26 protein-coding genes are annotated in these 26162 nt (G+C 47.6%); 3 read left to right on the top strand and 23 right to left on the bottom strand.

Translation table 11 applies throughout. The features are described from left to right. Window positions 1–42: 42 nt before the first annotated feature. The 7 genes from VIM88_RS05210 to VIM88_RS05180 all read right to left on the bottom strand — a co-directional run bounded on the left by VIM88_RS05210 (window position 43) and on the right by VIM88_RS05180 (window position 5263). Window positions 43–354 carry an SEL1-like repeat protein gene (locus VIM88_RS05210; protein WP_331861824.1) on the bottom strand — a complete coding sequence of 104 codons (312 nt, stop codon included), beginning with the start codon at window positions 352–354 and terminating at the stop codon, window positions 43–45. Between the two features lie 10 nt (window positions 355–364). Then, window positions 365–1705, bottom strand: coding sequence for a tRNA uridine-5-carboxymethylaminomethyl(34) synthesis GTPase MnmE (gene mnmE, locus VIM88_RS05205; protein WP_331861823.1), 1341 nt, complete (start codon window positions 1703–1705; stop codon window positions 365–367). Next, on the bottom strand, window positions 1698–2546 hold the full coding sequence (locus tag VIM88_RS05200; protein WP_331861822.1) for a Jag N-terminal domain-containing protein: 849 nt from the start codon (window positions 2544–2546) through the stop codon (window positions 1698–1700). Before VIM88_RS05200 ends, mnmE begins: the two co-directional genes overlap by 8 nt. A 3-nt stretch (window positions 2547–2549) precedes the next feature. Next, window positions 2550–4154 carry a membrane protein insertase YidC gene (gene yidC, locus VIM88_RS05195; protein ID WP_331861821.1) on the bottom strand — a complete coding sequence of 535 codons (1605 nt, stop codon included), beginning with the start codon at window positions 4152–4154 and terminating at the stop codon, window positions 2550–2552. Window positions 4155–4201: 47 nt separating this feature from the next. After that, window positions 4202–4516 carry a ribonuclease P protein component gene (gene rnpA, locus VIM88_RS05190; protein WP_331861847.1) on the bottom strand — a complete coding sequence of 105 codons (315 nt, stop codon included), beginning with the start codon at window positions 4514–4516 and terminating at the stop codon, window positions 4202–4204. Window positions 4517–4561: 45 nt separating this feature from the next. Further along, window positions 4562–4696: a 50S ribosomal protein L34 gene (gene rpmH / locus VIM88_RS05185; RefSeq protein ID WP_008243576.1), complete on the bottom strand. Its 135-nt coding sequence runs from the start codon at window positions 4694–4696 to the stop codon at window positions 4562–4564. An 87-nt stretch (window positions 4697–4783) separates the two neighbouring features. Beyond that, window positions 4784–5263 (bottom strand): hypothetical protein, encoded by a 480-nt coding sequence (locus VIM88_RS05180; RefSeq protein ID WP_331861820.1) that lies wholly within the window; start codon window positions 5261–5263, stop codon window positions 4784–4786. 71 nt (window positions 5264–5334) lie between these two features. On the opposite strand from VIM88_RS05180, the gene nspC reads away from it, so the two are divergent. Continuing rightward, window positions 5335–6471, top strand: coding sequence for a carboxynorspermidine decarboxylase (gene nspC, locus VIM88_RS05175; protein WP_331861819.1), 1137 nt, complete (start codon window positions 5335–5337; stop codon window positions 6469–6471). A gap of 34 nt (window positions 6472–6505) precedes the next feature. Here nspC and VIM88_RS05170 read toward each other — a convergent pair whose 3' ends face one another. The 16 genes from VIM88_RS05170 to VIM88_RS05095 form a co-directional block, all read right to left on the bottom strand. Beyond that, window positions 6506–9145: a hybrid sensor histidine kinase/response regulator gene (locus VIM88_RS05170; protein ID WP_331861818.1), complete on the bottom strand. Its 2640-nt coding sequence runs from the start codon at window positions 9143–9145 to the stop codon at window positions 6506–6508. 182 nt (window positions 9146–9327) lie between these two features. Further along, window positions 9328–12165 (bottom strand): translocation/assembly module TamB domain-containing protein, encoded by a 2838-nt coding sequence (locus VIM88_RS05165; protein ID WP_331861817.1) that lies wholly within the window; start codon window positions 12163–12165, stop codon window positions 9328–9330. Further along, window positions 12162–13919, bottom strand: a complete 1758-nt coding sequence (locus VIM88_RS05160; RefSeq protein ID WP_331861816.1) for an autotransporter assembly complex protein TamA — start codon at window positions 13917–13919, stop codon at window positions 12162–12164. Before VIM88_RS05160 ends, VIM88_RS05165 begins: the two co-directional genes overlap by 4 nt. Before the next feature lie 36 nt (window positions 13920–13955). Continuing rightward, complete coding sequence (locus tag VIM88_RS05155) at window positions 13956–14843, bottom strand: NAD(P)H-dependent glycerol-3-phosphate dehydrogenase (RefSeq protein ID WP_331861846.1); 888 nt, start codon at window positions 14841–14843, stop codon at window positions 13956–13958. 70 nt (window positions 14844–14913) lie between these two features. Further along, window positions 14914–16554 carry an ion channel gene (locus VIM88_RS05150; protein WP_331861815.1) on the bottom strand — a complete coding sequence of 547 codons (1641 nt, stop codon included), beginning with the start codon at window positions 16552–16554 and terminating at the stop codon, window positions 14914–14916. Window positions 16555–16615: 61 nt separating this feature from the next. After that, entirely contained in the window at window positions 16616–18046 is a 1431-nt protein-coding gene (gene gatB / locus VIM88_RS05145) for an Asp-tRNA(Asn)/Glu-tRNA(Gln) amidotransferase subunit GatB (RefSeq protein ID WP_331861814.1), read from the bottom strand. 81 nt (window positions 18047–18127) lie between these two features. Further along, on the bottom strand, window positions 18128–18883 hold the full coding sequence (locus tag VIM88_RS05140; RefSeq protein ID WP_331861813.1) for a hypothetical protein: 756 nt from the start codon (window positions 18881–18883) through the stop codon (window positions 18128–18130). Window position 18884: 1 nt separating this feature from the next. Continuing rightward, complete coding sequence (locus tag VIM88_RS05135; protein ID WP_331861812.1) at window positions 18885–19424, bottom strand: thiamine phosphate synthase; 540 nt, start codon at window positions 19422–19424, stop codon at window positions 18885–18887. Further along, complete coding sequence (locus VIM88_RS05130; RefSeq protein ID WP_331861811.1) at window positions 19421–19702, bottom strand: hypothetical protein; 282 nt, start codon at window positions 19700–19702, stop codon at window positions 19421–19423. Before VIM88_RS05130 ends, VIM88_RS05135 begins: the two co-directional genes overlap by 4 nt. A gap of 21 nt (window positions 19703–19723) precedes the next feature. After that, window positions 19724–20443, bottom strand: a complete 720-nt coding sequence (locus VIM88_RS05125) for a F0F1 ATP synthase subunit A (protein WP_331861810.1) — start codon at window positions 20441–20443, stop codon at window positions 19724–19726. Window positions 20444–20509: 66 nt separating this feature from the next. Then, on the bottom strand, window positions 20510–21262 hold the full coding sequence (locus VIM88_RS05120; RefSeq protein WP_331861809.1) for a TIGR02757 family protein: 753 nt from the start codon (window positions 21260–21262) through the stop codon (window positions 20510–20512). 367 nt (window positions 21263–21629) lie between these two features. Continuing rightward, a complete protein-coding gene (lptB, locus tag VIM88_RS05115) occupies window positions 21630–22352 on the bottom strand; it encodes an LPS export ABC transporter ATP-binding protein (RefSeq protein ID WP_331861808.1) in 723 nt (240 codons plus the stop codon). Window positions 22353–22368: 16 nt separating this feature from the next. Next, the gene (gene tsaE / locus VIM88_RS05110) at window positions 22369–22794 is read right to left on the bottom strand and encodes a tRNA (adenosine(37)-N6)-threonylcarbamoyltransferase complex ATPase subunit type 1 TsaE (RefSeq protein WP_331861807.1); all 426 of its coding nucleotides are present in this window, start codon (window positions 22792–22794) and stop codon (window positions 22369–22371) included. Between the two features lie 121 nt (window positions 22795–22915). Continuing rightward, window positions 22916–23929 carry an anthranilate phosphoribosyltransferase gene (trpD, locus tag VIM88_RS05105; protein WP_331861806.1) on the bottom strand — a complete coding sequence of 338 codons (1014 nt, stop codon included), beginning with the start codon at window positions 23927–23929 and terminating at the stop codon, window positions 22916–22918. Then, complete coding sequence (locus tag VIM88_RS05100) at window positions 23907–24158, bottom strand: RNA-binding S4 domain-containing protein (protein ID WP_331861805.1); 252 nt, start codon at window positions 24156–24158, stop codon at window positions 23907–23909. Before VIM88_RS05100 ends, trpD begins: the two co-directional genes overlap by 23 nt. 311 nt (window positions 24159–24469) lie before the next feature. Beyond that, entirely contained in the window at window positions 24470–25663 is a 1194-nt protein-coding gene (locus VIM88_RS05095) for a tetrahydrodipicolinate N-succinyltransferase N-terminal domain-containing protein (RefSeq protein WP_331861804.1), read from the bottom strand. Window positions 25664–25766: 103 nt separating this feature from the next. Between VIM88_RS05095 and VIM88_RS05090 the strand changes: the two genes are divergently transcribed. Continuing rightward, a complete protein-coding gene (locus tag VIM88_RS05090; protein WP_331861803.1) occupies window positions 25767–25937 on the top strand; it encodes a hypothetical protein in 171 nt (56 codons plus the stop codon). 42 nt (window positions 25938–25979) lie between these two features. Further along, the coding region (locus VIM88_RS05085) for a hypothetical protein (RefSeq protein WP_331861802.1) at window positions 25980–26162 on the top strand (183 nt) is incomplete at its 3' end.

Here is a 26162-nt window from a genome sequence, read left to right as displayed (position 1 = left end):
TGTAATTTCGCTATTATACACAATTTACTTTACGCTTTGTGATTAGCAGCGTTTCTTTTTACGAATCTTCTCTAAAAACTGCTTTGCTTCATCATGACCGGAAAAAGCGGCTTTTTGATACCAGAAGGCCGCTCTGTCGCAGCTTTTCTTGACCGCATCGCCCTTGTGGTACCTTTGGGCCAGAGATTGTTGCGCTTCCGCTTCACCCTCTTTGGCAAAGCGGTGCAGATGCTTCACTTTTCTTTTTTCACCCTTGTAGTAGGCAATGGTATTTCGAATGAACCAAAGCGTAAAAAGAGACAGCCCTGCTATCATATACAACTCGAACGTTCCATTGTAATCAAAATATTCCATGATCTGCACCTTATTTCCCCAGACAGAACTCACCGAACATTTTGTCCAGTATCTCTTCACTGTCGTAGGGTTTTGAGATCGAAGAGATGGACTTGACCGCTTCTTGCAGATGGTAAGAGAAGAACTCCAGTTCTCCGTCCATCAGAGGGGTCTTTGCTTCTTCTATCGAGGCTTTTGCCTGATTGACCGCTTCGATCTGTCTGGCGGAGATCAGCATGAGCTCTTCCCCCTCTCCGATACTGTCAAACAACGCTTCGAGTTTTTCTGTCAATCTTACAAAGGCTTTTTTGGCACTGACCTCCAGCGGGTCAAAAGAGCGGAGTCTCTCTGTATCGAGTACCCTGGGAAGGTCCGACTTGTTCAACGCGACCACTATGTGCTTCCCCTCAAGCGCTTCAAGGATAGAGAGTATCTTTGCATCTTCTTCGTCAAATGCACGCGAACTGTCGAAGAGTGCCACGATGACATCTGCATCGGCTACAGAGGAGAGTGAACGCTCTATCCCGATCTTTTCGATGGTATCCTCCGACTCACGTATCCCAGCTGTATCTACCAGCCTGATGATATGCGAGCCTATACGTACCTGCTCCTCGATCGTATCCCTCGTCGTTCCCGCGATGTCACTGACGATAGCCCTCTCATAGGAAAGCAGCGCATTCAGCAAAGAACTTTTTCCCACATTGGGCTTCCCGATGATGGCCACCTTGAACCCTTCGATCAATCCTCTTCGTCTGTAGCTTGCCGTCACGATCTTCTCTATCTGCTCTGTCAGGCCATCCAACTGTTTGCGGATGCTCTGCATGATGTCATCAGGGATATCTTCTTCTGCATAGTCGATCATCACTTCAGAATAGGCCAGAGCCCTCAACAAAGCATCCCTGCTCTCATCTACAAAGGTTTTAAGCTCCCCCTTCATCTGTTTGGCGAGTATCTTTGCGGCGTCGACACTTTTGGCCTCTATCAGTTTTGAGATCGCCTCTGCCTCGGTCAGGTCTATCTTGCCGTTGAGGAATGCCCGTTTGGAAAATTCGCCAGGCTGGGCGAGTCTGACACCATAGGAGGTAATGGTGTCCAGTATCTCCTGAGCCACGATCATCCCGCCGTGGCACTGGAACTCCACCACCTCTTCCCCGGTAAAACTGTGCGGCGCGGCAAAATAGATCATGATCGCCTGGTCTATCAGTTCATCGTTGAAATTGTAGAGGGAAGTAAGGTGCGCATACCTCGGAGTGATGTGATCCCTGTGGGAAATTTTATGCGCGATCTCCAGGGCAGCATCCCCGCTTATCCTGATGATGGAGATGGAAGAGACACCGTGTGCGGTGGCAATGGCAGCAATTGAGTTATTCATGGGACTTGTGGTTGTAAAATTCGTTGATGACCACGAACTTTTTACCCTCACGGCTTGTCTTCACGGCGACATATTTGTCGGGAAATCTTTCACGCAGCTGTTCCAGGGCTATCTGCACCAAGATGCCGTCAAGAAAACGCGTTTTGCCTTTACCCTGCTTTTCAACGGTTTCGATGACCGGCTTGATATAGTTACGGATCATCTCCTGCTGCGAGGTCAGGAACTCTGCGATCTCAAGCTTAATGAAAAGTTCATATTTGGTGTGCAGCCAATTGAAGAGCATGTAGGAGAGCGCATTATAGCGATATCCCTCTTTTCCTATCAGCAGTGCTGCATCCTCGCCGTCTATAAAGATAAGTGCGGTATTGTCCCTCACGTCCACTTCGACCACATCGATATCAAAACAGGAATGGGAAAGCAGTTCTTTGAGCTGCTCCTCGATCAGGCGGGCCAGCTCGTCATAGACCATCTCTTCGTCTTCAAATGCCTCATCCTCGTGACGGTCCGCGTCAAAGAAACTGTCGACAATGGCATCTTTTTCAAAGGTAGGTTCTGCAGGTGCCGTATACTCTTCTTTCACGGTGGCAAGGATCTCAGCGGCCACACTCTCTTCTGCGCTTGGGGCAGCAAGCGTTTCTTCCTGTGATGCTTCAGGCTCAGCCTCTTTTTGTACAGGAGGTTTGCATGCGGCTACGATGATCGCATTTTTTTTGAAAAAGCCCAGGATACCTTTAGAGGGATGTTGCACGACTTCTGATTGAAGTTCGGAGATAGAACATTCTAACAATTGGGAAGCTTTTTGGTAAGCTTCTTCCAGTGTCGGTGCTTCAACCTTCCGCATACACTAGTCCTTTGCCTTTTTGTGCGCTGCGATAGCAGCTGCTTTGTGCTTTTCATACATATGGTTGATGAAGTATTGCTGTGCAATGGTAAAGAGGTTGTTCACCAGCCAGTACAATACCAGACCCGACGGGAAATAGATAAAGAACACGGTCATGATCACCGGGAACCATTTAAAGATCTTCTCTTGCAACGGGTCGGTAAAGTTGCTTGGCGTGATCTTCTGCTGGAACCACATCGATGCACCCATCAATACAGGCAGTATGAAGTACGGGTCCATCACGGCAAGATTCTCTATCCAGAGTATCCACGGCGCACCCTGCAGCTCATCCGCATTCAAAAGCACACGGTAAAGTGCAAAGAAAACAGGGATCTGGAGAAGCAGCGGAAGACACCCGCCCATCGGATTTGCCCCGTGTTTTTTGTACATCTCCATCATTTGGGCATTCATCTTTGCAGGATCGCCCTTATACTTCTCTTTGATATCTTTCATTTTAGGTGCCAGGTCTTTCAGCTTCTGCATAGACATCATCCCTTTATAGGAAAGCGGGAAGAGGACCACCTTTACCAGCAATGTGAAGAGAATGATCGCCCATCCCCAGTTACCTACATAGTCATTGATCCACAGCAGGACGGTAAAGAACGGCTTTGCAAGGAATGAGAACCAGCCGAACTCAATGGCATCGGTCAGTTCCGGATGAATGGCTTCGAGTATTCTCTGCTCTTTGGGACCGATATAGGCACTGAGGGTCAAGGTATCTGCCCCTTGCACAAAGATGAGCGGATCCCCGTTCGCCTCTTTTAAGATAGAAACATTCAACCCTTTGTCGAAATCAAAGAAGATCGAAGCGACGTATCTGTCGAAGGCAGAAGCTATTTTGGCATTTTGGAACTTTTCATACCCTTCCGCATCACCGTCTTCGATCGTATGGATGATGTTGTCTGCGCCTTTGATCAGTGCACCCCTTACCAGCATATACATAGAGTGGTCAGCTTCAGGTCTGTGGCCCGGTGTGATAAAGTACGGTGTTGATGCAGAGGTCGCTACGGTCACACTGTACTCACCGGTAGGCTTGAAGGTGATCTTTTTGGTGACTGTCACAGAAGAGAGCGTCTGCGTCAGGGTAAGCGTTTGCTCACCTTCACCCAGATCTATGCTCTGATTTCCAGCGTTCACATAAGGCGTCTTGAATGCTTCTTCGTTCAGCTTGGCATCAGAGAACCTTACTTCCAAAGGTTTGACCTTGTCGACATTGAGCATCTTTAGATTATTCCCCTCATCATCACGATACTTTGCCTCCAGCAGTTCCACTTGAGCGATACGTCCGAACGCATCCACGGTGATAATGAAGTTTTCAGATCTCACCGTTGCCAAAGGGGCAGTTGCGGTTTGTACCGGTGCAGTTGCGGCCGCTGTAGCACTGCTTGCTGCAGGTGTACTCGTATCAGATGCGGTATCGACCGAAGGCGTTTGATGGGTAGAGGCTGCTGTCTGTTGCGTACTTTGTGAAGGTGTCGGGGCCGGGAAAAAATAACTGTATCCTATGAATACAAAAAAAGAGAGTGCCAGTGCCAGAAGAAGTCGTCTGTTTAGATCTTGTTGTTCCAAAATTGTGCCTTTAATAATATATGATTGATAGTATAGTGTTTACTGGGTTAAATTATGTTGCAGCCACACTTCTTAAGTGCATGTAGATACGCTTTACTGGTCACAGAATAGTTTTCTTTTATCAGTGCAGGTTTTGCAACCAAGACATAACTACCTTGCGATAAGAGGTCAATATTTTCGATGAAATGTGCTCTTAACAAACGTTTTGCTCTGTTTCGATGAACTGCATTTCCAATTTTCTTAGAGGCAACAAAACCTACTTTGTACGCTTCATTCTTTTTGAAGAAAAGTACAAAGTAAGGGGTATGCCACGTTGCTGTAGCGTGTTTGTATACGCTGTTAAACTCTTTACTGGTCTTGATCCTAGTAAAATGTTTGATCGAGCTTATGATTTTATACCGGTCGTTTTATACGGCTAATCTTTTTCTACCTTTAGCTCTTCTTGCAGAAATCACTTTTCTACCGTTCTTTGTCTTCATTCTTGTTCTGAATCCGTGTGTTCTTTTTCTTGGTGTACTATGCGGTTGGTATGTTCTTTTCATGCCGAATCATCCTTAATATGTTTTTACCTGCATTCCTGCGGTATATTTGGTCGGGATTTTACTGTAAAATGCCTTAAAACCTACTAATTAGTTAAGGCTTCTGAAGACAATTTCATCCGACTGTTCTCCCTGTTTGCTTTTGACAAATGTCTCAAGCAGTTTTAAGATCACCTGTTTGGGGCTGTAATGTCTCGATCGTATCTCCAGTTCCGTACAGTAGATCTCCTTCCCCTTCTCTTCCTGAATGTTCCGGATGATCCTTTGTGCAAAATGATATCCGCCGTCCACCTTGGTATCCTGGCAAAGCATGACATACAGCGCATCCTCTTTGTCGATCTCGAACAGGATATCGGTATCGCGTTTCTCATTCTCCAGCAGCGTTCCCAGGTCCATCTCCCTGGCAGACACCAGCATAAGCACGAACGTTTGCTCATCCTCATGCTCCATCAGATAGTAGACGATATCGATAGTGGTCTGCAGTGATTCCAACATCTTGGCAGCAAGCTGTATCTCTTTACCGTTAAACCTCAAACTGTTCTTACGATTTTCATATTCCCTTGTACTCATGACGACCTATCCCCCTAAAATATTTTTTTCATTATAACAAAATTTTTTGGATTCTATTGCTATAATGTGTCATGAACAAGATACTATCAACTTTACCTTCCCCCTGTTGGCTGCTTGAAGAGGAAAAACTTCAACATAATCTCGAACTGCTCAGTGCTGTAAAGCAACAAAGCGGCGCTAAAATATTGCTTGCGCTCAAAGGGTATGCCCTATGGAAAAGTTTTCCGTTCATCAGACCCTATCTTGACGGATGCTGTGCCAGCGGTCTGCATGAAGCGAAACTGGCAGAGGAGACCTTCGGCAAAGAGGTGCATACCTACTCTCCTGCATTCAAAGAAGAAGAGATAGAGGAGATAGCTTCCATCTCCCACCACATGGTATTCAACTCGCCTGCACAGTTCCACAGGTTCGCCGCACAGGCAAAAGAGATCAATCCCGCACTCTCCCTGGGCCTGCGCGTGAATCCGGAGTATTCTGAATCTCCCAAAGAGATCTACAACCCCTGCGGACTCTACTCCAGGCTCGGGACGACCCTGGAAAATATGGATGAGTCCATCTTAAGCCTCTGTGACGGGCTGCATTTTCATGCACTCTGTGAGCAGGACAGCAGTGCCCTTGAGAATGTACTGAAGAACTTTGAAGAGAAGTTCGGGTCTTATCTGCCAAAAATGAAATGGATCAACTTCGGCGGAGGGCACCATATCACACGCAAAGGGTATGATACGCAGAAACTGATAGCACTCATCCAAGCGTTCAAGAAAAAGTATGGTGTAGAGGTCTATCTTGAACCCGGAGAAGCCGTAGGATGGGAGACAGGCCCTCTTGTCACCACGGTACTCGACATCGTACACAACGGTATGGATATCGCCATTCTCGACTCTTCAGCGGAAGCCCATATGCCAGATACGATCATCATGCCCTACCGTGCAGAGGTCCGGGGCGCAGGAAAAGCAGGAGAAAAAGCACATACCTACCGTCTGGCGGGCAACACCTGTCTCGCAGGAGATATCATGGGAGACTACAGTTTCGATGCACCTTTGAAGATAGGAGATAAAGTGATCTTCGAAGACCAGATGCACTACACGATGGTGAAAGCCACTACCTTCAACGGGGTCAAGCTTCCCTCCATCGCGATCAAAAGAATCGACGGCAGCGTAGAAGTGGTACGCGAATTCGGGTATGAGGATTTTAAGAACAGACTCTCTTGAGAGCCCTTCGCCTAGGCTGAAAGCACTTCACTCTCTAGCTCTTCTCAACGATCCTGTCTTCAAAATACTTTATCAAAAGCGCTCGTAAACTGTCCAACTCTATAGGCTTGGAGAGAAACCCGTCCATACCGGCAGAGAGATACATCTCTTTGTCGCCGACGATCGCATTGGCCGTCAGTGCGACGATAGGGATATGTCTTTTCTTATGTTCCCTTTCGTGGCTGAATATATTTGCCGTCGCTTCCAGGCCACCCATGACAGGCATTTGAATATCCATAAAGATCATGTCATACTGGTTATTCATACGATGTTCCAGCGCTTCTTTTCCGTTATTGGCGATCGTCACCTCTATGCCGAACCCGTTCAGAACATGTCGTATCAGCTTTTGGTTGATGAGATTGTCCTCTGCTACCAGCATATGCAGATTGGCGAACTTGATCTTCTTCGTACTTTCCGAGACCTCCTCTTTCTCACTCAGTATTTTGAGTGTTTTGGTAAAGTTGATCGGCTTATAGAGTACTCTGTGTATACGTGACTTATATTGCTCAAGGAATCTCTTTTGGTTTCCTGTGGACATCAACACTATTTTGGTATCAAGGTCCAGGAACGGCTCGAGTTCGCCCTGGCGTGAACGGAACTTATGATCAATGAAGAGAATGTCCGGAAGCGCTGAAGTACCTTTTAGCGCCAATAGGGATTCATCCGTATAATGTGTGATCTTCGCACCCGTAGAAGCGATATAGGCTTCGAGGTTCCTATCTATCTCATACTCGGTGCCCAGATGAGGGTCAAGGATACCCACAGAGAATCCGCTCATATCGATCACTTCTCTTCTCTTGGCCGCTTTAGGCTTCTTGAGCTTTATAGTGAAGTAGAACGTAGAACCTTGGTCCTTGACGCTTCTGATCTTAAGCTCTCCCCCCATCATATCGACAAATTTTCCTGAAATGGAGAGTCCCAGGCCTGTACCCCCGTACTTTCTGCTGGTACTGACATCTGCCTGTGAAAATGCTTCAAATATTCTATCTTTTTGCTCAGGTGTAAGCCCGATACCTGTATCCGATACGGAGAACTTGATCTCAGCACTGTTATCATTTTCAAACAGCTTCTCGACCCGTACATTCACTTCACCGTTCTCCGGAGTGAACTTGATCGCATTACTGATGAGATTGACAAGGACCTGAGAGATCTTGGTGGGATCGCCTGAAAGCAGTGTAGGCAGTTGCGGATCCAAAAAGATATTGAAGTCAATATGCTCTTCGGCTGCCTTGGCCGCATAGGATTCTACGGCCGATTCAAAGCTGTCCACAGGATCGAACTCTATCGTTTCAAGCTCGACCTTCTGCGCCTTGATCTTGGAGAGGTCCAGGATATCGTTCACGATCGTCAAAAGATTTGCAGAACTCTTCTCTATCACGGAGATGAACTCTTCTCTCTCTTCTTTCGAATCGGCATCTTTCAGCAGTTGTGTAAATCCGAGGATACCATTGAGCGGTGTACGGATCTCATGGGACATACTGGCAAGAAAAAGATCTTTGGTCTGATTGGCATCCTTGATCGCCTGAATCAGGAATTTATAGATATAATCGACTTTTCCGCTGTCGATCAGCCGCTGTATCTCCTGCTGCTGTTTTTTATCAAAGATCAGCTCTATCTCTTTCATGGTATCATCCGAGATCTGTCTCTCTTTATTGGTTTTCAATCGTATCATAAAAAGCTGGATCAGCAGCAACAGCAGCACCAATATGGCTGCTCCGTACTTTATCAGGCCATCCCTACTCTCTGTGATACGCTCTTCTTCAAGGTTTTTGATCTCGCTATGCAGCAATGACAGGATCTTCCCGAAGTAGGCCGTCTTTTCTTCTATCTTGTTCTGCCATCCCGGAACAGAAACCGAATAGTTGCCTCTTCTTGCTTCGGCCAGGATCATTTCGCGCTCTCCAGAGATGATGGCGCGGTACGCTTTATTTGAGAGCAAGGCTCCCATTTCAGCACCTGCGATGCTCTCTTTCAGGCTCTCTGAGGAAGGCAGGCTGTCCTTGGCGATCGTTTCCTTCCAAAGTGCGATCTCTTCACTCCCCATCGTCCGTGACCCCAGCAGCACTGGATAGACCACCGTATGCTCTGCAACCGTGTTCTCCTTGAGACCCGTGTACGTCTGATACTCCGATAGATACTTTTTGATCTTCTTCACATCCTGCATTGCAGAAACAGATCCCAGCATCTCCAATAACGATAGGGATATCTTCTGGTAATAGCTTTGAACCTGCATGTTTCTGCGCCCGTCATTCAGCTGATCCAGCTCTTTTCTTGCAGTGGAGAGTTCTTTGGCGGTCCTGTCTATCTGCTTGATATACGCTTCATACCTGGGATGGTCATAGGCAAACGTTTCCAGATCCCTCAATGCAAGATCGGTGCTGTTTCTTGCCTCTTTCAGTTTTCTAAGGTTGCTTTTGCTCTGTACTGCGAGGTACGCGGCACTGCGGATCCTTTCCGATACTATCTTCTCCAGTGCAGGTTCGAACACATCCAGGAAGGAAGAAAGTTTTGCACTCTTTTTTACCGAAGTGTAATGCTGATAAGCAAGATAGGTATAATACGATGTCACCCCGAGTGCCACGATCATGACAAGTTTGAGTACATTGAGCATTATTTTATTCTTCAGTATTTTCATATCTTTCCTTTACGTTGATCAGACTTGCCTATTGCCAGTGTTTCCCGTCTGATAAAAAATCTTTATACTTGGATTTTTTAATTATATAATATTAAAATATAAAGTATACAGATAAAACGGGTATTTCAGACCTGATACGCCAAATATGGACCTACCAGTATCATCTTTTCTGCAATTCGCTCTTAAAAATCCTTCTTATAGATGATATCGTAGGATTGGGACTCTTCACTCACCCCTATGACACTCTCCATGCGCTTGCCGTGCCTGTATTTAAGTTTTACCCTGGAAATCTCATCTTTCACGTAGATAATAATGATGTCCTCAGTCAACTTTCTACCTACTTCCACACTGTTTCCCTCACCTATGACAAGATGATCAAGCTGCACGCCCAAGTTCGAAAGCGCGGATTTTGCCATCGCCCCACCCATCATTTTCATCATCTCTTCACCGCTGTTCGTCCCCGCGCCTCCTTCAGAGTCAAACAATATGATCGAAAGTATCTGTTCTTTGGTCAAAGCCGGTTTGGAGGAGAAGTTGATATTGGGGGAATCTGCCGTACCCGTGACGGCAATGGTGATCAAATGATCCAATGACCTGTAGTTGACGCTGGCTTCAATGAGGGGTCTATTGGGGTTACCTGTGAAGTGTACATAGCTTTTGTCAAATACGAACTTTTTGTCTTCGAACCTGTAAGTGCCGCCTTCGTGTATCTCAACGGATCCCAATACCATTAACTCTGACTGTTCCGCTTTAAAAATGTTCACATCTACATCGGCCCTGATATCGATATCGCCTTTGTTATAAACAAGCGGTTTTTCTGTTTTGACCTGTATCGACGTACTGAGATACTCCATAAATGGACTCTGTTCTTTCTCTTTCATCTCCTGGACAATGATAATATCACTGTCTGACGCATAGGTCTTTTGACCGAGGTCATAGTGGATGTTTCCGCCCAAAAGCGTGACCTTCCCGTTGACCGATGTCCTGTTCCCATCCAGCTCGGTCTTGAGGTTCACCCTGCTGTCCAGATCGATGATCTCATGTGCAATATGCAGTTTCTCCGCCTCGGCGTCAATGGTTCCTTTGCGCTCTATGAGATCATATTCGCCTGTGACCTGCAATTCGTCATTGATCCAAAGCGGTGCGATGGTCACCCTGTCCTCTTCCAGTGTCATCAGCGAAGGCTTGGTGGAGAAAAGTTTCTGTTTCGCATAGGTAAGCCTGTACTCTTGCAGTTCAACCCTTGAATCTTCCAGATGGAGCGTCAGGGCGATATCGTTCACAGCTTCTTCTGTTTTACTGTCGGCCTGATAGATGATCTCAGGTGATGCAAGTCTGATATCTACGGCTTCAAGTTCGCTGATCACAACGGATATGTCAACCCTTCCCTTGAGAGGGGGAACCCCTTCCATACTGTAGATCTGATCGATATTCTCTTTCAGGGAAGCCAGAGAGTCTATCTTCGTATCAATATTGATCTTTTCATCCGCGACCCCTGAGATAGCTGTATAGAGGCTTCCCAAAGCGATATTTCCCTCTATTTTTTTACTCTCTAACAGATATGCTGCTTTGGCGGACAAGGGCCCTGCGGCAAGCTCCCCCTCAACCTGATCCTCTTTCATTGCAGCCTGAAATGCAATAGGGCTCAATTGGTCCCATTTGACCTCTTTATTGAACGCGTACAAAGGAGAGTCCTTGGGGATAGAGACGAGTGATCTTATCTGCAGGTTCTCTTCATAGCTCACATTTGCATCCATCCTCAGCAGATCGGAATCTATGTTTACCATGGCTGCCAGTGAAAGATTCCCATCAAGATCCATAGGTACGTCTATCTTCAGGTCTGCCCTGCTTTGGTTCAGTTCGGCAGGCAGAGAGATAAATGCATTCAGCGGCAGTGCCTCCTTGCTCTCCAGATGCAGTAAGGCTTTTTTCAGATCAGGTGAAGTGAACGTACCTTGCAGGTTCCGTGCTGTAATGTTGGCGTCGATCCCCTGCATGTCACCGCTATAGTCTATTTTCAGGTCATGGAGCGGTTTGACGAACTTTGCCTCCACGCCTGTGATCTCCGGCACATGTATCTCACCGCTGTAACGTATAGTGTCGTCCATCATCAAACGGTTCGTCAGCAGTAACTCTTTTCCATAAGGGGTAGTGAGGATGACCCTGGAGTCTGCCCTGGTCGTCATACGCTTGATATCATACACTACATGCGACTGCAGACGGTCTATATCCAGGTTGAAAGCGTCTTTTTCACCCTTGAGCAACTGTTTCATCTGGGTATCTATGTCTGCCACTACCTCTTTTTCCGAAGCAGTGAAGTCGATCACGATATCACCCACCGCTTCTTTTCTGACCGGCAGTGCATAACGTTCGAAAAGCACTTTACCGGGACTGATCTGTACTGCTCCTGCCAAAGTATTCTCTTCGATCTTTGCATTCACCGTCACATTCATCAGATCGGAGTCTGCTTTCAACTCGATGCTGTCCGCATCCAAACGCTCATTGCCGTACTGCAGACGATTGACCTTCAACGCAATGGACGAAATGGTCATATTCTGCTCCACGAAAGGATCGATAGTGACCAAAAGATGATCGATCTCTACACCAAAGGCAAAAGAGGCAGTGCCGTTGCTTTCACTGCTCTCATTACGCTCCGTATCCTGAAAAGAGGCGACCAGTCTTTTGATCGTATCGACATTGGCCTTTTCTATCTGGATGGTATTGACAATGATGTTTTTATGCAGCAGCCCGTTGGGATTCCATTTCAATGTCACTTTTCCGGCCAGAGGATCACCCTTATAGGCCAGCTCATCTATCTCTACTCCCGTCAATACATTACCGTGAATGCGGCTGTAGGAGATATTATGATCCGGTGCGAATCGCTCCGCCGCTTTTTTGATGACCCACGGCGAGTTGGCAGCGAAATAGACCACCAACCCCGATATGATCGCTGTCAGCAGAAGATAAATGACGACCTTTCTCAGCCAAAGCAGTGGTCCATAGAGCAATAGCTGTTTCAAAATGACTGTCCTATCTGAAATGAGATACCGTACTGCGCATGATCTTCAACGTTAAACCCGATATCGAGTTTGAACGGTCCTATGGGTGTCATGTACCTTACCCCCACCCCTGCGGAAGTGATGACCTCCCCTGCAAAATCATAGCTCTCCTCTGTCAGCATGGTATTGTCCGTGAAAACCGCTCCATAGATATCGCCCCAGACCGGGTAGTTCGCTTCTAAAGAGAGGTTGGCCATCGTGGAGGCACCCTTGATCGTATCTTCCGTAGGCGAAACGATCACACCGATCTCTCTAAAACCGTAGGCACGGTTCGAATAGACCCCTCCTCCAAAGAAATATTTTGATTCAGGCAGACCCTTGTCGGACTCATCATCCAGCACACCCACTTTTCCTACCGCTGCCAGTGTCAGCTTGTCAAAGGTATGGATGATCCTTCCTTCCAGCTGTGTCTTCATATAGACACTGGGGTCATCCCCTCTGGAGAGTCCGAACTCACTGTAGGCAGCAAGGTAATATCCGTACTTCGGATTGAGCTTGTCATCCCTGGCATCGTAGACAAGGTCCACATAGGGATAGAACAAGTTGAAGGTCCCTTCGTTCACCGCCTGCGACAACGTTTGTCCCGCAGCAAGGTCCAGTGCCTCAATGATAATGTTCTCCAGCGCAATACCTGCTCTTAACTTCAGCCTCTCTGCTTCATGTTCCAAATAGCCTCTGATGAATGTTTTTTCTTCTCTAAACCCCTCAAATTCGAAATTGGAATATCCCAGGTTTCCGCCTGTATCAATATAATAGCCCCAGATATCAAAGAGTGCAGGCTTGAAGTAAGCCAACCTGATCAGCTGCTCTCTCTCCGACCAGGCCGCATTGAGCTTTAGCTGCTGGGCATTGCCCAGAAAGTTGTTTTTGGTGATCTCACCATGCACACGCATCCCCACAAAGGTATCATATCCCACCCCGGCTTCCAAATGGTAGGGTTTTTCCATTTCTGAGAATGTGATATCCACCGGCACGACATTATAAAATTTCCGGTCCGCATTGATCACGACACTGTCAAAGGCATTCAGCCTGTACAGGTTGTTGGATGTGTCCTGTATCCGTTTCGTACTGAACCTTTCACCCTCTTTCGCTTTGACACGGGAGAGAATGACCTCTTCATCGATCGTCTCCAGCCCCGAAGTGGTCAATTTCCCGAAGGTACACACGCCGCCTTTTTGCAACTTGTAGCGCAGATCGACGGTATGCTGCTCCAGGTCCACGTAGGCTTTCGTGTCCAGGTCATAACTGCAATACCCGTCATTGAGCAACTGTTTCGTGATCTCGCTTTTGATCACTGTAAATGTCTCCGCCCTGAAAATTTCACCTTTTTTCATCGTGACCAGAGAGGCAATGTCATAGTCGCTGCTTATGTTGATATCCCTGACCTTCACCGGTTTGTTTTCATTCACCGTCACAAAGAGGGTCGTATTGGTCTCTCTGATGGTGAAGTTGGCATCATAGAAGCCTTCGGATTCATAAAAGCTTTTTAGAGAGAGTGCGAGCGTGGGGATCAGTTTGTCTTTAATGCGCGGGATATCCTCTTTCCAAAACTGAAAAAAACCAGGTGTATCAACGCCTAGCGCATCCTGAAGGCTCTCTTCGTCAAAATGCTGCTGTCCGGTAAAATAGATCTCATGGGTAGGCAGTTCGATCTCCTCTGCAAAAAGAACAGTAAACGTACAGGCAATGATGAATATTTTGATGACACGGTACATCCACTCTCCTCCTTAACTCAAGGTATTGATCTCACATTAACGCAAAAGGTCCTTGACACTTTCCATAGGATCTTTGCCCTCTTCTATCATAGCATACACTTCTTGAGCGATGGGAAGATAGATCTTTTTTTCTTCTGCTATTTTATGGATCGCTTTCGCCGTCGGTACCCCTTCAGCGACTTCACCCAGCTCTTCGAGTATCTGATCCATGCGCTTCCCTTTGGCAAGCCCGAGTCCCACCCGGTAGTTGCGCGAAAGCGTAGAGCTGGCTGTCAGAAAAAGGTCCCCTGCACCGCCCAGGGAAAGAAAGGTTTCGATCCTTGCACCGAAGGCTTCGCCAAAGCGGGTCATCTCGACCAGCCCTCTGGAGATCAGGGCCGCTCTGGCATTGTTCCCCAGTCCCAGTCCGTCACACACCCCGCCGGCGATAGCGATGACATTTTTATAGGCACCTGCGACTTCGGCACCCACCACATCATCGTCGACGTAGCCTTTAATGAAGTCAGGGAGTGCCTCTGCATAGGTTTTCGCCAATTCCAGGTTCGTTGAACTGATCTTCAGTGCCGTAGGAAGTGATCTTTGGACCTCTGCCGCAAAGGAAGGGCCGGAGATGAATGCAAGCCTGTCCGAAGAGACGAACGAGCCGTAGACCTCATTGAGAAATGCCCCTGTGGCGGTCTCGATCCCTTTGGCCGCAACCAGTATCTTTTGTCCATGGTCCACAAAGTTTTCCTCCATCCATCCTCTGACAGCCTGCGCAGGAATGGCGATCACCAGGTATTCACAGGCCAGCGCCTCGCTCATCGGCACAAAGTTCTCCAGCTTCTTCGTATGCCTGGAAGAGATGACCACTTCATTCTTTTGACTGTAGGCATGGTACAAGGCCTGCCCCCATTTTCCCGCACCAATGATCGCTATTTTCATCATGAAATTCCTCTTCTGAACATAGCCATGTGACCTCTCACATACGGTTGATGTTCTCTAATAATCTTTTTCATTTTTCAGCCTCTCTTGCATTGGTTTCGATCATTTCAACGAACTGCGAAGCACTCTCTTCATACATATCAAAGATCATGCTCACACCTGCCAAAAGGAGTTTTCTGTTATCCTCTTTCGTATCGGACAGCGCCACGATCTCATCCCTGAATCCATTCGCACGCAAAGTGATCGTATAGTAGACATTGAAGGTTTCATCATCCATCGCACACACCACAATACCCTCCTCTATCTCGGGTACATCACTGCTTTTTTTGTCGATCAGGGTGACATCGGTGAACCCGTCACTTTTGGCCGCCTCAAAACTTTCATCCTCTATCACATAGATCGTAGCTTCGATGCCTTCATCCTTGAGCATGTTACAGATATGCTTGCTCTTGTGTGTGTATCCGAAAAAGAAGATAGGTTTTTTCTCTTCCTGGCAATGTTTCTTCAGATAATTAAAGGCTTTCCCGTCTACCACTTCGTATGTCTCGACCAGTCCGTCCACTTTGGTGGCTTTATACTGCGGACGCAGCTCTACCTGGTTCATACGGGCATAGACCACAGAATCACTCTGCACACTTTTTGCATTGAGTATAAAGTAGATATTGTCTATATCCGAGCTGCTCAGCGTCAGCATCGCTGCGATATTTCCTCTTTGGTACAGTGTACCGATAAGCTTTGCAGAGGAACCGTCTGCCTGTATCACTTTATAGCCCTCTTCCATGGCCATTTTGCTTTTGCTCTCATCATTCTCAATGAAAACGGGTTCAAAAGTATGGTGTATTCTCAATTTCCTGGCGATCGTGGCACCCATATGACCATAGCCATTGATGAGGACCACATTGTGCATTTTATGGACATCCTTGATGCTGTCCTGGTTACGCAGTTCATCGAACCTTTGGGAAAAGGCAGAGACCATCGTGGAAGTGACAAAAGAGATCATCGCGATACCGAAAATGATCCCGAACATCGACACCACTTTCCCCAGGACCGTGACCGGAGAGATATCGCCGTATCCCACCGTCGAGATCGTCACCATCGCCCAGTAGATCGCATCCAGATAAGATCCCAAGGCTTCATTGATACCGAATTCAAGCAGATAAAAGATGGAACCCAGGGTAAAGGTCACACCCAAAAGCATATATCCCAGGAAGATAAATTCAAAACGTTTCTTCAGCAGCGCATTGAAGAGGCTGGAGGCCCCATGCATATAGTGGTAGAGCTTCAGCAGCCTGATGATCCTGAATTTCGGGAAAATGGCTATAAGGTCGATCAGTGCCGGCAGAGAGACCATGTAGCGCAATTTGGACCTGACCATGTTCCAAAACCGTTCAGAATAACTCTGTTCAGACTCGGAAGAGACGTTATAGCTGTAGCTGTCCTGATTGACCCAGACCCTTAACAGGTACTCCAGGGCAAAAATGGCTGTAACAAAATAGAGATCGAACTCTACCAGCCATTGGGGCACTCTCCCGGATTTGCTTAACACCAGTATAGCGATAGAGAGTACGATCAGAATGATCATAAAGATATCGAAGTATTTCTTATAAGGGTAGCTCACATCATCAAGCAGCGAACGGAAAAATGATTTTATTTTTTGATAGCGTACAGAGCTGTCGATCTTGTCTGAGAGTTTCACTATGAAGTCATACATGTGTTTCTACCTCCCGCTATTTATCCGGTCTGTCCATGGCATGGGCCATGGATGACCGCTTCTATCCTAGTCTCTGTTTCAGCAGTTCATTGACCTTGGCAGGGTTCGCTGACCCTTTACTCGCTTTCATCGTCTGCCCGACAAAGAAACCGAAGAGCTTCTCTTTACCGCTTCTATACTCTTCCACCTTATCCTGGTTTGCCGCCAATATCTCATCGATGATCGCCAGGATCGCACTGTCATCACTCACCTGGGCAAGCCCAAGCTCCTCGATCAGCGCATCGATATCGCGGTTTTCATGTTCCATCATATGATCAAGGATCTCTTTGGCACCTTTCCCGGAGATCGCATCATCCGTAATTTTTGAAACGAGTGTACCCAGTGTTTTCGCATCCACAGGGGAATCTTCTATCGTGCGTCCAGCTTTGTTCAAACGGCCAAGAAGTTCAGAGGTCAACCAGGTGACAGCCGTTTTTGCCGCAGCACCGTGCTCGAGCATCTCTTCAAAATAGTAGGCCATCTCTTTATCCGAAGTGATCACATGGGCATCATACGGTTTGATACCAAGGGCTTCCACATAGCGTTTTGCTTTCGCATCCGGAAGCTCCGGCATGATCTTTGCCTCGGCTACCATCTCATCCGTTACGATGAGCGGCCGCAGGTCAGGGTCCGGGAAATAACGGTAATCCGCAGCTTCTTCTTTCCCTCTCATGGACTTCGTGACACCCTCTTCCACATTCCAAAGACGCGTTTCCTGATAGACCTCCTGCGCATAGACACCGTCCTCATATGCTTCGGTCTGTCTCTGTACCTCATAGGCTATGGCCGCAGCGACGAATTTGAACGAGTTGATGTTCTTGATCTCCACTCTGGTCCCAAATGCCTCCTGGCCTTTGGGACGGATGGAGACATTCACATCACATCTGAACGATCCTTCCTGCATGTTCGCATCGGAGATGTCCAGATAGCGTACGGTAGCGTGCAGCTTTTTGAGGTAGGCCACCGCTTCATCCGCACTTCTCATATCCGGCCCGGATACGATCTCAAGCAGCGGCGTCCCCGCACGGTTCAGGTCCACTTTCGAGTGGTTTCCCTCATGCATGTTCTTTCCTGCATCGGCCTCCAGGTGCGCCTGAGTGATACTGACACGTTTCTGTGTACCGTCCTCAAGGTCTATAAAGAGCTCACCCTGCTGCACGATCGCCTTGGTAAGCTGTGTGATCTGATACGCCGAAGGACTGTCCGGATAAAAATAGGATTTTCTGTCAAAGGTAGAGGTGTGGTTCACATTGGCATTGACCGCATAGCCGAATCTCATCGCTTTGATCGCTGCTTCTTTATTGGCCACAGGCAGTGCCCCCGGCAGTGCCAGACAGGTAGGACAGGTGTTGGTGTTCTGGTGCTCTGCAAAAGAGGTGGGACAGGAACAAAAGAGTTTTGTTTTCGTGTTCAGCTGCACATGTACTTCAAGACCGATGACGGTTTCAAACATTGTAGTCTTCCTTATAGATATAACGCGTATTTAATTGGATAGATTATAGCGTTTTGCTTATTTAAGAGAGTTTATGCAGCGCTACTGCCGTATGATCCGTACATCGCCAAAAAAGAGCAGGTCTTTCAGGACCGCTTTGTCCACAAATCCCTCTTTGCCGATCCTTACATCCAGTTCACCCTGCTTGCTCTGGTAGAGTTTGCGATGCACCACCACTCTGCTGTGCCAGCTGCCCTCTTTGCCTTTCCCCACAAGCGCTTTGATGTCTTCCAAAAGGTCCGGTGAAGGTATGGTCACATCCACACGTCCGTTTTTACGGTCCTCGCCGACCGCTTTAAAACGATACTTTTTAGGCGTATGTTTCTCCTGGATATGCTTCGGGAGGTTCAAAAAGAGCGTCAGCAGGTCATCTTCGCTGTAGTACCCAAGGGTGTCCGTTTCATTGGTGATGAGCTTGCCGTATCTCCACTTCTTGTACTGGCGTGTCAGCTTCTTTTTTTGATGGTCCACCCTGTAGATCGTCGTACTCGTATACTCCCCGTAGGATTTGATCATCTGGTACATATGGGTCACCAGAAAACCGTCGACGATATACCCTTTGGAGATGTGTCTCTCTTTGAGATCATCCGTAACGGCTTTGGCTATGCCCAGAGCCGTTACATTGGCATCGATCCTATAGTATCTGTCCTCGGACGTTGTCAGTACCGCATGGGCCCTGCCCACTTCACCAAACACACCGAACGACACTGAGTAATCCGCTTCTGCCCGTTCAGCATGTAAAAGGGAGGAGAGCGTCAGCACCAGAAACGTCAAAAGTGCCAAAGGGGTATACAGCATGCTACGCTCCGAAATAACGGATAGAAGCAAAACCGCTGGCCCCGTGTGCCTCACATGCCTCTATCTGCTCCTGCGTCAAGATGCCTCCCAGGGCCAGGACGGGCAAAGTGACCTGTGACGTCACGGATCTCAACGCTTCCAGTCCTACAGGCATGCCTTTACCGGGCGTCTCAAAGATGGGGCTGAAGGTGGCCATATCAGCCCCCAGTGCTTCTGCTTTTTGAAGCTCTTCCAGCGTGTGTGTACTGACGACCACAAAGAGACCCTGCGCTTTTGCCTCGGGGATCTCGTCGATCTGCAGACTGGAGAGATGGACCCCGTCTGCACCTAGTCTTTTTGCCAGCTTATGGTCACCATGTATGAGTACCTTTTCAAAATCAAACTGCTTCGCTGCTTTGACAAATGCCGGGGCATTTTTCATAGAAATACCAGATCTGTCACGGTAAACGATCATAGAGGCTTTTTGTGAAAAACGTTTCAGGTCACGTTCTAAATGGTGTAGGTCTAAGGTAGAAGGGTCCGTGATAGCATAGCGTATCATTGCGGAGGATTGTTTGCTTTCTGTGCGAGAAGTTTTTCCAGCAATGCTGTCTGTTTTTGAAGTTCCAGATGTCTCTCTTTGGCCGTAATGACATGTTCAAGCACCACGACCAGTATCATGCCCGGTACTGCACCCATGAGCGCTGAAATGATGCCTAGAAAAATGCTGACCTGATAAAAAGAGAGGAAGGAGGTAACGACGCCAAGCAGGACAGATGCCCATGCGACGCCTAAAAGAAAGTTGACCACAAAACTTAAAGGTCCGTTTTGGAGTCTCATATATGATGTTCCCTGCCGGTCTTAGTGTGCTTCGTCCAGTGCGATCGCACCTGCAAGATACACATAGGTGAGGATCATGAAAACAAAGGTTTGCAAAAATGCCATGAATGTAAGAAGCACAAGCGGCGTGATAGGCACGATCCATGGTGTCAACATCAAAAGAACCCATAAGAAGAGGTCATCCCCTTTGATGTTACCGAAAAGTCTGAATGAAAGTGAAACGATACGGGAAAGGTGGGACACGATCTCGATAGGGTACATTAAAAGTGACATAGCGAACTTCGCTATCGGGTTCATCTCACCAAGGTGTACAAAGTTCTTGAAGTAGGTGAAAGCACCCTGTTTCTTGATACCTTCATAGTTGTAGTAGAAAAACACGATCAGTGCCAGGGTCAGTGTCACGTTGATACTTGAAGTCGGAGATTCAAATCCCGGAATAATACCGATAAGGTTGTTCACAAGTACGAAAAGACCGATCGCTGCGATCAAAGGCAGATATTTACGTGCATGCTCTTCACCGATCACATCCTTACCCATCGCGATCACACCGCCAAGGAACGCTTCCATCACGTTCTGTGTACCTGTCGGCACTGCTCTAAGGCTTTTTGTAGCCATTCTTGCAATGAACAATATAATGATCGCTGTCAAGATCAAATGTATTGCCATTAATATGGCAACATCATCTGGATTGTCATGATGTAGACTAAATAGCCCACCAATATAAGTAAAAATACCTTCCATAAAACATCCTCTTGTAAGTTAAATATTGCGGGATTATATCCTTTTTCACCTTAGGAAACCTCTAATTCAGGCCAATTTTTCCTGTCCCAAACGATAAAGGGCAAAATCATATTTCACAGGATCCGTTTCATCGAAAGCACGCAGGGTCTCTGTCAATTCCATGCTCGCCTTCATATCGTACGTTCTGCGCTGTAACAGCCCCAAACGGCGGGAGACATTGAAGGTATGTGTATCCAAAGGCATCAGCAGGTCTTTTTTGTCTATTTTTGACCACAACCCCATATCCAGCGCATCCTTTCGTACCATCCATCGCAGGTACATCATATAGCGTTTGTAGGTCCCTGAGGCACTCAGCTTTTTGGGTGGGGAGCCTGTCAAAAAGCTGTACCCCCTTGTCTGCCTTGGATATACGGACTGCAACCTCTTCATGAACTGCCAGAGCCCGTCCAGGATGTTCTCCTCTTTTTTATACCCGGCATAAAAAATATTCTCAATGCTCTCTTCGGACCTCAGCCGTTTTAAGGCTATAAAAAGCGACATGACATCTTCGCTGTTCTGAAAACGGTAGTAGTGGGAACTGAGCGCCTGTTTGATCTTTTCCTCGCTCGCATCCAATAGCGAAAAATCCAGACTTTGCAAAAATTGGACGATAAGCCCTGCATTCCCATAGCCGAACAATGCACAGATAAGCGCTATGGATTCATCTTGGTATTGTGATGCGACAAGAAGAGGATCAGGTTTGTCAAAAGAGAGTTCAGCACTGTTGTTCCTTGCTTCCACTTCATTGTCCAAAAGGGTTTTTATTTCCGACAGTTCCAATCATTTGCTCCGATACTTTTTCTCATCTATCCCCCACACGCTTGTCCATCACAGGTTTGTACTATTCGTCATCCTCGTGCTAGAAACAGGGATCCACACACCACAATGCTCTCCTCCATTAATCGTACAAAGTACGCCACCTGTCACGGTGAACGACCTTGAAAGCGTAGCGATTCGAGAACCGTGACGATTTTTTGTTTCGTTTTTTCTAAAAAAATGAAAAGGGAAACATCACCGCAGTTTGGATTTTATGGAAATCCGAAAAAACGAACGAGTTATATTATCCAGGAAGGTTTTGATCTCAGATGCTCTCAATAAGCATTCCAATCATTCGTAATACGTAGCACTTAGCACGTTACACTTCATCCTAAAACGTAAAATGCTCACCCAGATAATACTTCCGTACATTGGCATCATTGGCGACCTCATCGCTCGTTCCCGTTGCCAGCATCTCTCCGCTTCGCATCACATAGGCCCGGTCGCAGATCCCGAGGGTTTCACGCACGTTATGGTCCGTGATCAGTATACCCATATCAAGATCGACCAGTTGTTTGATGATATTCTGGATGTCTATCACCGCGATCGGGTCCACCCCTGCGAATGGCTCATCCAGCAGCAAGAACTTCGGTTCACCGATCAAAGCCCTTGCGATCTCTACCCTTCTTCTCTCACCCCCGCTGAGGCGTATCCCCAGACGTGCACGTATCGGTTCGATATTGAAAATCTCCAGCAGTTTTTCTATCCGAGGCTGGACCGTCTCTTTTTTAAGCTCCAGGGCCTCTGCGGCCATCAGCAGGTTCTCTTCCACGCTCAAGTCTTTGAAGATGCTCGATTCCTGAGGCAGGTACCCTATACCCATCTGTGCACGTGCGCTCAAAGGGAGCTTGGTCACATCTTCTCCATCCAGAAAGACCTGACCTTCGGTGGCATCTGTCAACCCGCATACCATATAGAAGGAGGTCGTCTTTCCTGCACCGTTCGGCCCGAGAAGCCCTACGATCTCTTTGCTCTTCACATACAAAGAGATATCATGTACGATCTTTGTCTTTTTAATCGTCTTCGCAAGGTGTTTTGCCTGAAGTGTATGCATTATACGTCTATCCTCATTATGCGTCTATTCTATAGGTTCTACTGTTCTCATTGGGTTCGATCTCTATGGTCGCAACATTATAGCCTACACCTTCTAAAAAGGATTTAAGCGCATCGGACCCCCACTCTACCATATGCCACCCCTCTTTTTCAAACTCTTCGAAGAGGCCAAGCCGCATAAACTCCTCATGCTCGAGGCGGTAAAGGTCATAATGGTAGAGCATGCTGCCGCCTTCCATACCGTAACACTGCTGCAGGGAAAAGGTGGGAGAGGTCACTTCCCCTTCAATGCCTTTGGCTTTTGCAATGGCCTGCGTCAGTGTCGTTTTCCCCGCAGCCAGATCGCCGCGCAAAAAGACAATGGCGTGGGGTGGGAGGATCGAATCCAGGTAGGTGACGACCTTGTCCAGGTCGTCCAGTGACGCGATGATCTCTTTTATCATGTTTTCTCCATTCTGTAGGGGTGGACCCCTGTGTCCTCCCATGCTGCGAATCATATTTTGGTTTCCGGGAGGACATGGGAGTCCTCCCCTACACGTTCGAGATGACATTATGTTGATTATATTATGCCAGCTGCTGACTGAGCTTTGCCATCATTTCCAGGTGTTTGGCGGCCTTTCCGGTGTCGATCCCGCTTTTGGCTCTCTCTATCCCTTCTTTGATGTCACGTACATCCCCCTCTACGAACAGGGCGAAGGCCGCGTTCAGCAGGACGATATCTCTTTTGGGGCCCTGCTCTTTTCCTGAAAGGATATCCCGGGTGATCTGGGCATTGAACACAGCATCCCCGCCCAAGATGGCCTCCCGGGGCGCCAGGGCAAGCCCGTAGGTCTCCGGATTGATCTCTCCCTCTAAGATACGGCCCGAGTCCAGATAGGCAAATGTGGTATTGCATGCCAGTCCTATCTCATCCATCCGGTCATTACTGCTGACCACACAGGCTCTTGTTGCATCCAGTTCAAACAACGCTTCGGCGATGCGGCTGACATACGAAGGCTCAAAGACACCCAGAAGATATTTGCTGGCCCTTGCAGGATTGGTCAGGGGGCCCAGTATGTTGAATATCGTACGGTGTTCTATCGATCTTCGTACAGGCATGATGTGCTTCATCGCGGGATGATGGTCCGTGGCAGGGAAAAAACAGAACCCTGTCTCTTCAAGCATTCTGATCTTGTTCTCTATAGAGAGGTCCAGGTTGATCCCCAGTGCTTCCAGCACATCGGTGGAACCCGAGTTGGACGTAATGCTTCTGTTGCCGTGCTTGGCCACCACATAGCCCAAAGAGGCCAGCAAAAGCGAAACAGTGGTAGAGATATTGAAACTCCCGCTCTTGTCCCCTCCTGTTCCGACGATGTCGATGGCTTTTTCTTTCAGCGCATCCGAGAGTTCAAGAGTGATGGAGTGTGCACGCATCACAGAAGCAGCCGCAGCGATATCTTCCGCCGTCTCTCCCTTTTCATAAAGGTCTATCAGAAATTGGCGTGCAACTTCAGGATCCATCTCATTGTTAAACAGTTTTTCGAATTCTTCTTTCACACTCACAACACTCTCCTCTCTACGCTGATAACTCTTTGACATATTCGTCTTTTTGGCTTTTGGGTATCGTTTTGGTTGTCGGTATCTGCAGCACCTCATAGTGCTTAGCGCCTTTGAGATACTCTATGGTGACCTTATCCCCGACCTTGATATCCTTCGAAGCCTTTGCTTTGATGCCGTTGACCAACACCACGCCGGACTTCAGCATATCCGTCGCGATCGTACGACGCTTCACCACATTCACCGCCGCCAACCACTTATCTACACGCACCATATGCTCCTAAAAATAAAATATAAACATGTCGTTGCGAACGCCCTTGAAAGCGAAGCGATTCGAGAGCAACGACGATTTTTTCTAGTCCGTAGGGGCGGTACCCCTGTGTCCGCCCATGCATGTTCACATGCAAACAGATATTGCATCATCATTAATTTTTGTCTGTACCCGTGGGAGAACACAGGGGTTCTCCCCTACAATAACCGTCCGAGCGCAGCGACAACCCCGCAGGAACGAGGACCATAACCAATCACCAATAACCAATCACCATGTAATCCCATAGGGGAAGACCCCATACATGCAAAATATTAATGCAGTTCCGCGTTCAATTTCACTTCTCTCGTACTTCTCTTCAGTATGATCTCACCCGTTGTCGAATCCTGTCTGAAGTGCAGCCCGTTGAGTCCCTGGAACTCGTCCGCTCTGAACGTCGTTTTGTTCTCAAGTACCGCATCCGGGTTCGCCGCTTTGATCTTTTCCAGCTCGGCCGGGGCCACTTTCACTTTGGTACCTGCAAAGATAGCCACACCGCCATCTATGATACACGCATCCCCAAGCGGGATACCCGTGGTGGAGTTCGCTCCAAGCAGCGTATTTTCTCCGATGCTGATAGGGTTGCCGTCTGTACCAGAAAGTACACCGAGTATACTCGCACCGCCGCCTACGTCCGAACCTGCACCCACGATCGCAGAAGAAGAGATACGCCCTTCCACCATCACCGGTCCTAGCGTACCGGCATTGAAGTTGATGTAAGAGGCACCCGGCATGACCGTCGTACCCGCAGCAAGCTGTGCACCCATACGTACTTTGGACGCTTCCAGGATACGTGTATTTTCCGCAGGGATGATGTGCTGCAGGTATCTTGGGAACTTGTCCACAGAGTCTATCGTCGGGAAGGTACCGTTCAGCTTGAGCTCTATCTCGTTGTCTCTGAGGTACTCCAGTTCATACGGTGTATTGCCTACCCATGCCACGTTGGACAGTATGCCGAACGCACCGTTCAGGTTCACTTTTCTGAGCTCTGCTTTGCTCTGCGAAAGGGCGTAGAGTTTTAGGTACACCGCTTCGACAGACGCCGGATTGGCATCTTCGAACAAAAAGACGATCCTGAAGTTCTTGCCGATATCCTGCATATGGGAAAGTGCTTTGATCACCTGTACGTTCTTGTGCGCATCGCCTGTTGCTTCTCCAAGGTACGGTGCAAAGGCTGCCATGGCATTTTGCACAAAGTTGTCATTGATCGTTGCCACAAATTCGCTTCCAGAGAAATCCACCGCACATTTTGCCTCCTGCAGCGCTTTGATGAACACGGCCGCCGAACCGAAGTTCTCTTTCCAGTTGATCAGTCCAAAGTTCGCCTGAAGGATCTTCTCGGCGTTTTTCTGCCCTCTGTCCACTCTTGCGATACCGAATGCCATAGGCTCTCTGTATCCTTCCTGTGAAGTAACCTCTGCTACCAGTGCCTTAAATGCGTCTGTTGATGCGATAGTTTCTATTGCCATAATTAAAAATCTCCTGTAAATAATGAAAAAGATTATACTCGATTTTCTTTAAACGTTCGGGAATCACACTGTCTTCTAACCGATATTACTGTACAATCCGTCCATGAAACATCTCAGAGGCTACAAAAAGAACTATTTTAAATTAGCGGTCATCGCCATGTACTCCACGCTTGCAAAGCTGTGTTGGATCGACAGCAAATTTCAGTACCATAAAAAAGCCTTTGTCTACCACGAATACAAAACCTCCCCTCCCTGTTTGTCCCTTTTTTATTGATCATTACACTATTACATAAATTAAACAAACAAGGAACAACCTATGACATGCAAGTCACTCAGCCTCATCACGGCTGCACTACTATTAACAACCAACACGCACGCAGACGAAACACTCGAACCGATCACCATCGTCACTGCCAACAAAACCGCACAGTCCATCCAGAACACCACTTCCAATGTGACGGTCATCACTGCTGAAGATATAGAAGAGAGGGGGTACCAG

The organism is Sulfurovum sp. (assembly GCF_036568385.1).
Lineage (GTDB): Bacteria > Campylobacterota > Campylobacteria > Campylobacterales > Sulfurovaceae > Sulfurovum.
Note: the sequence above shows the minus strand (reverse complement) of the source record. Positions and strands in the feature narration are given on the sequence as shown.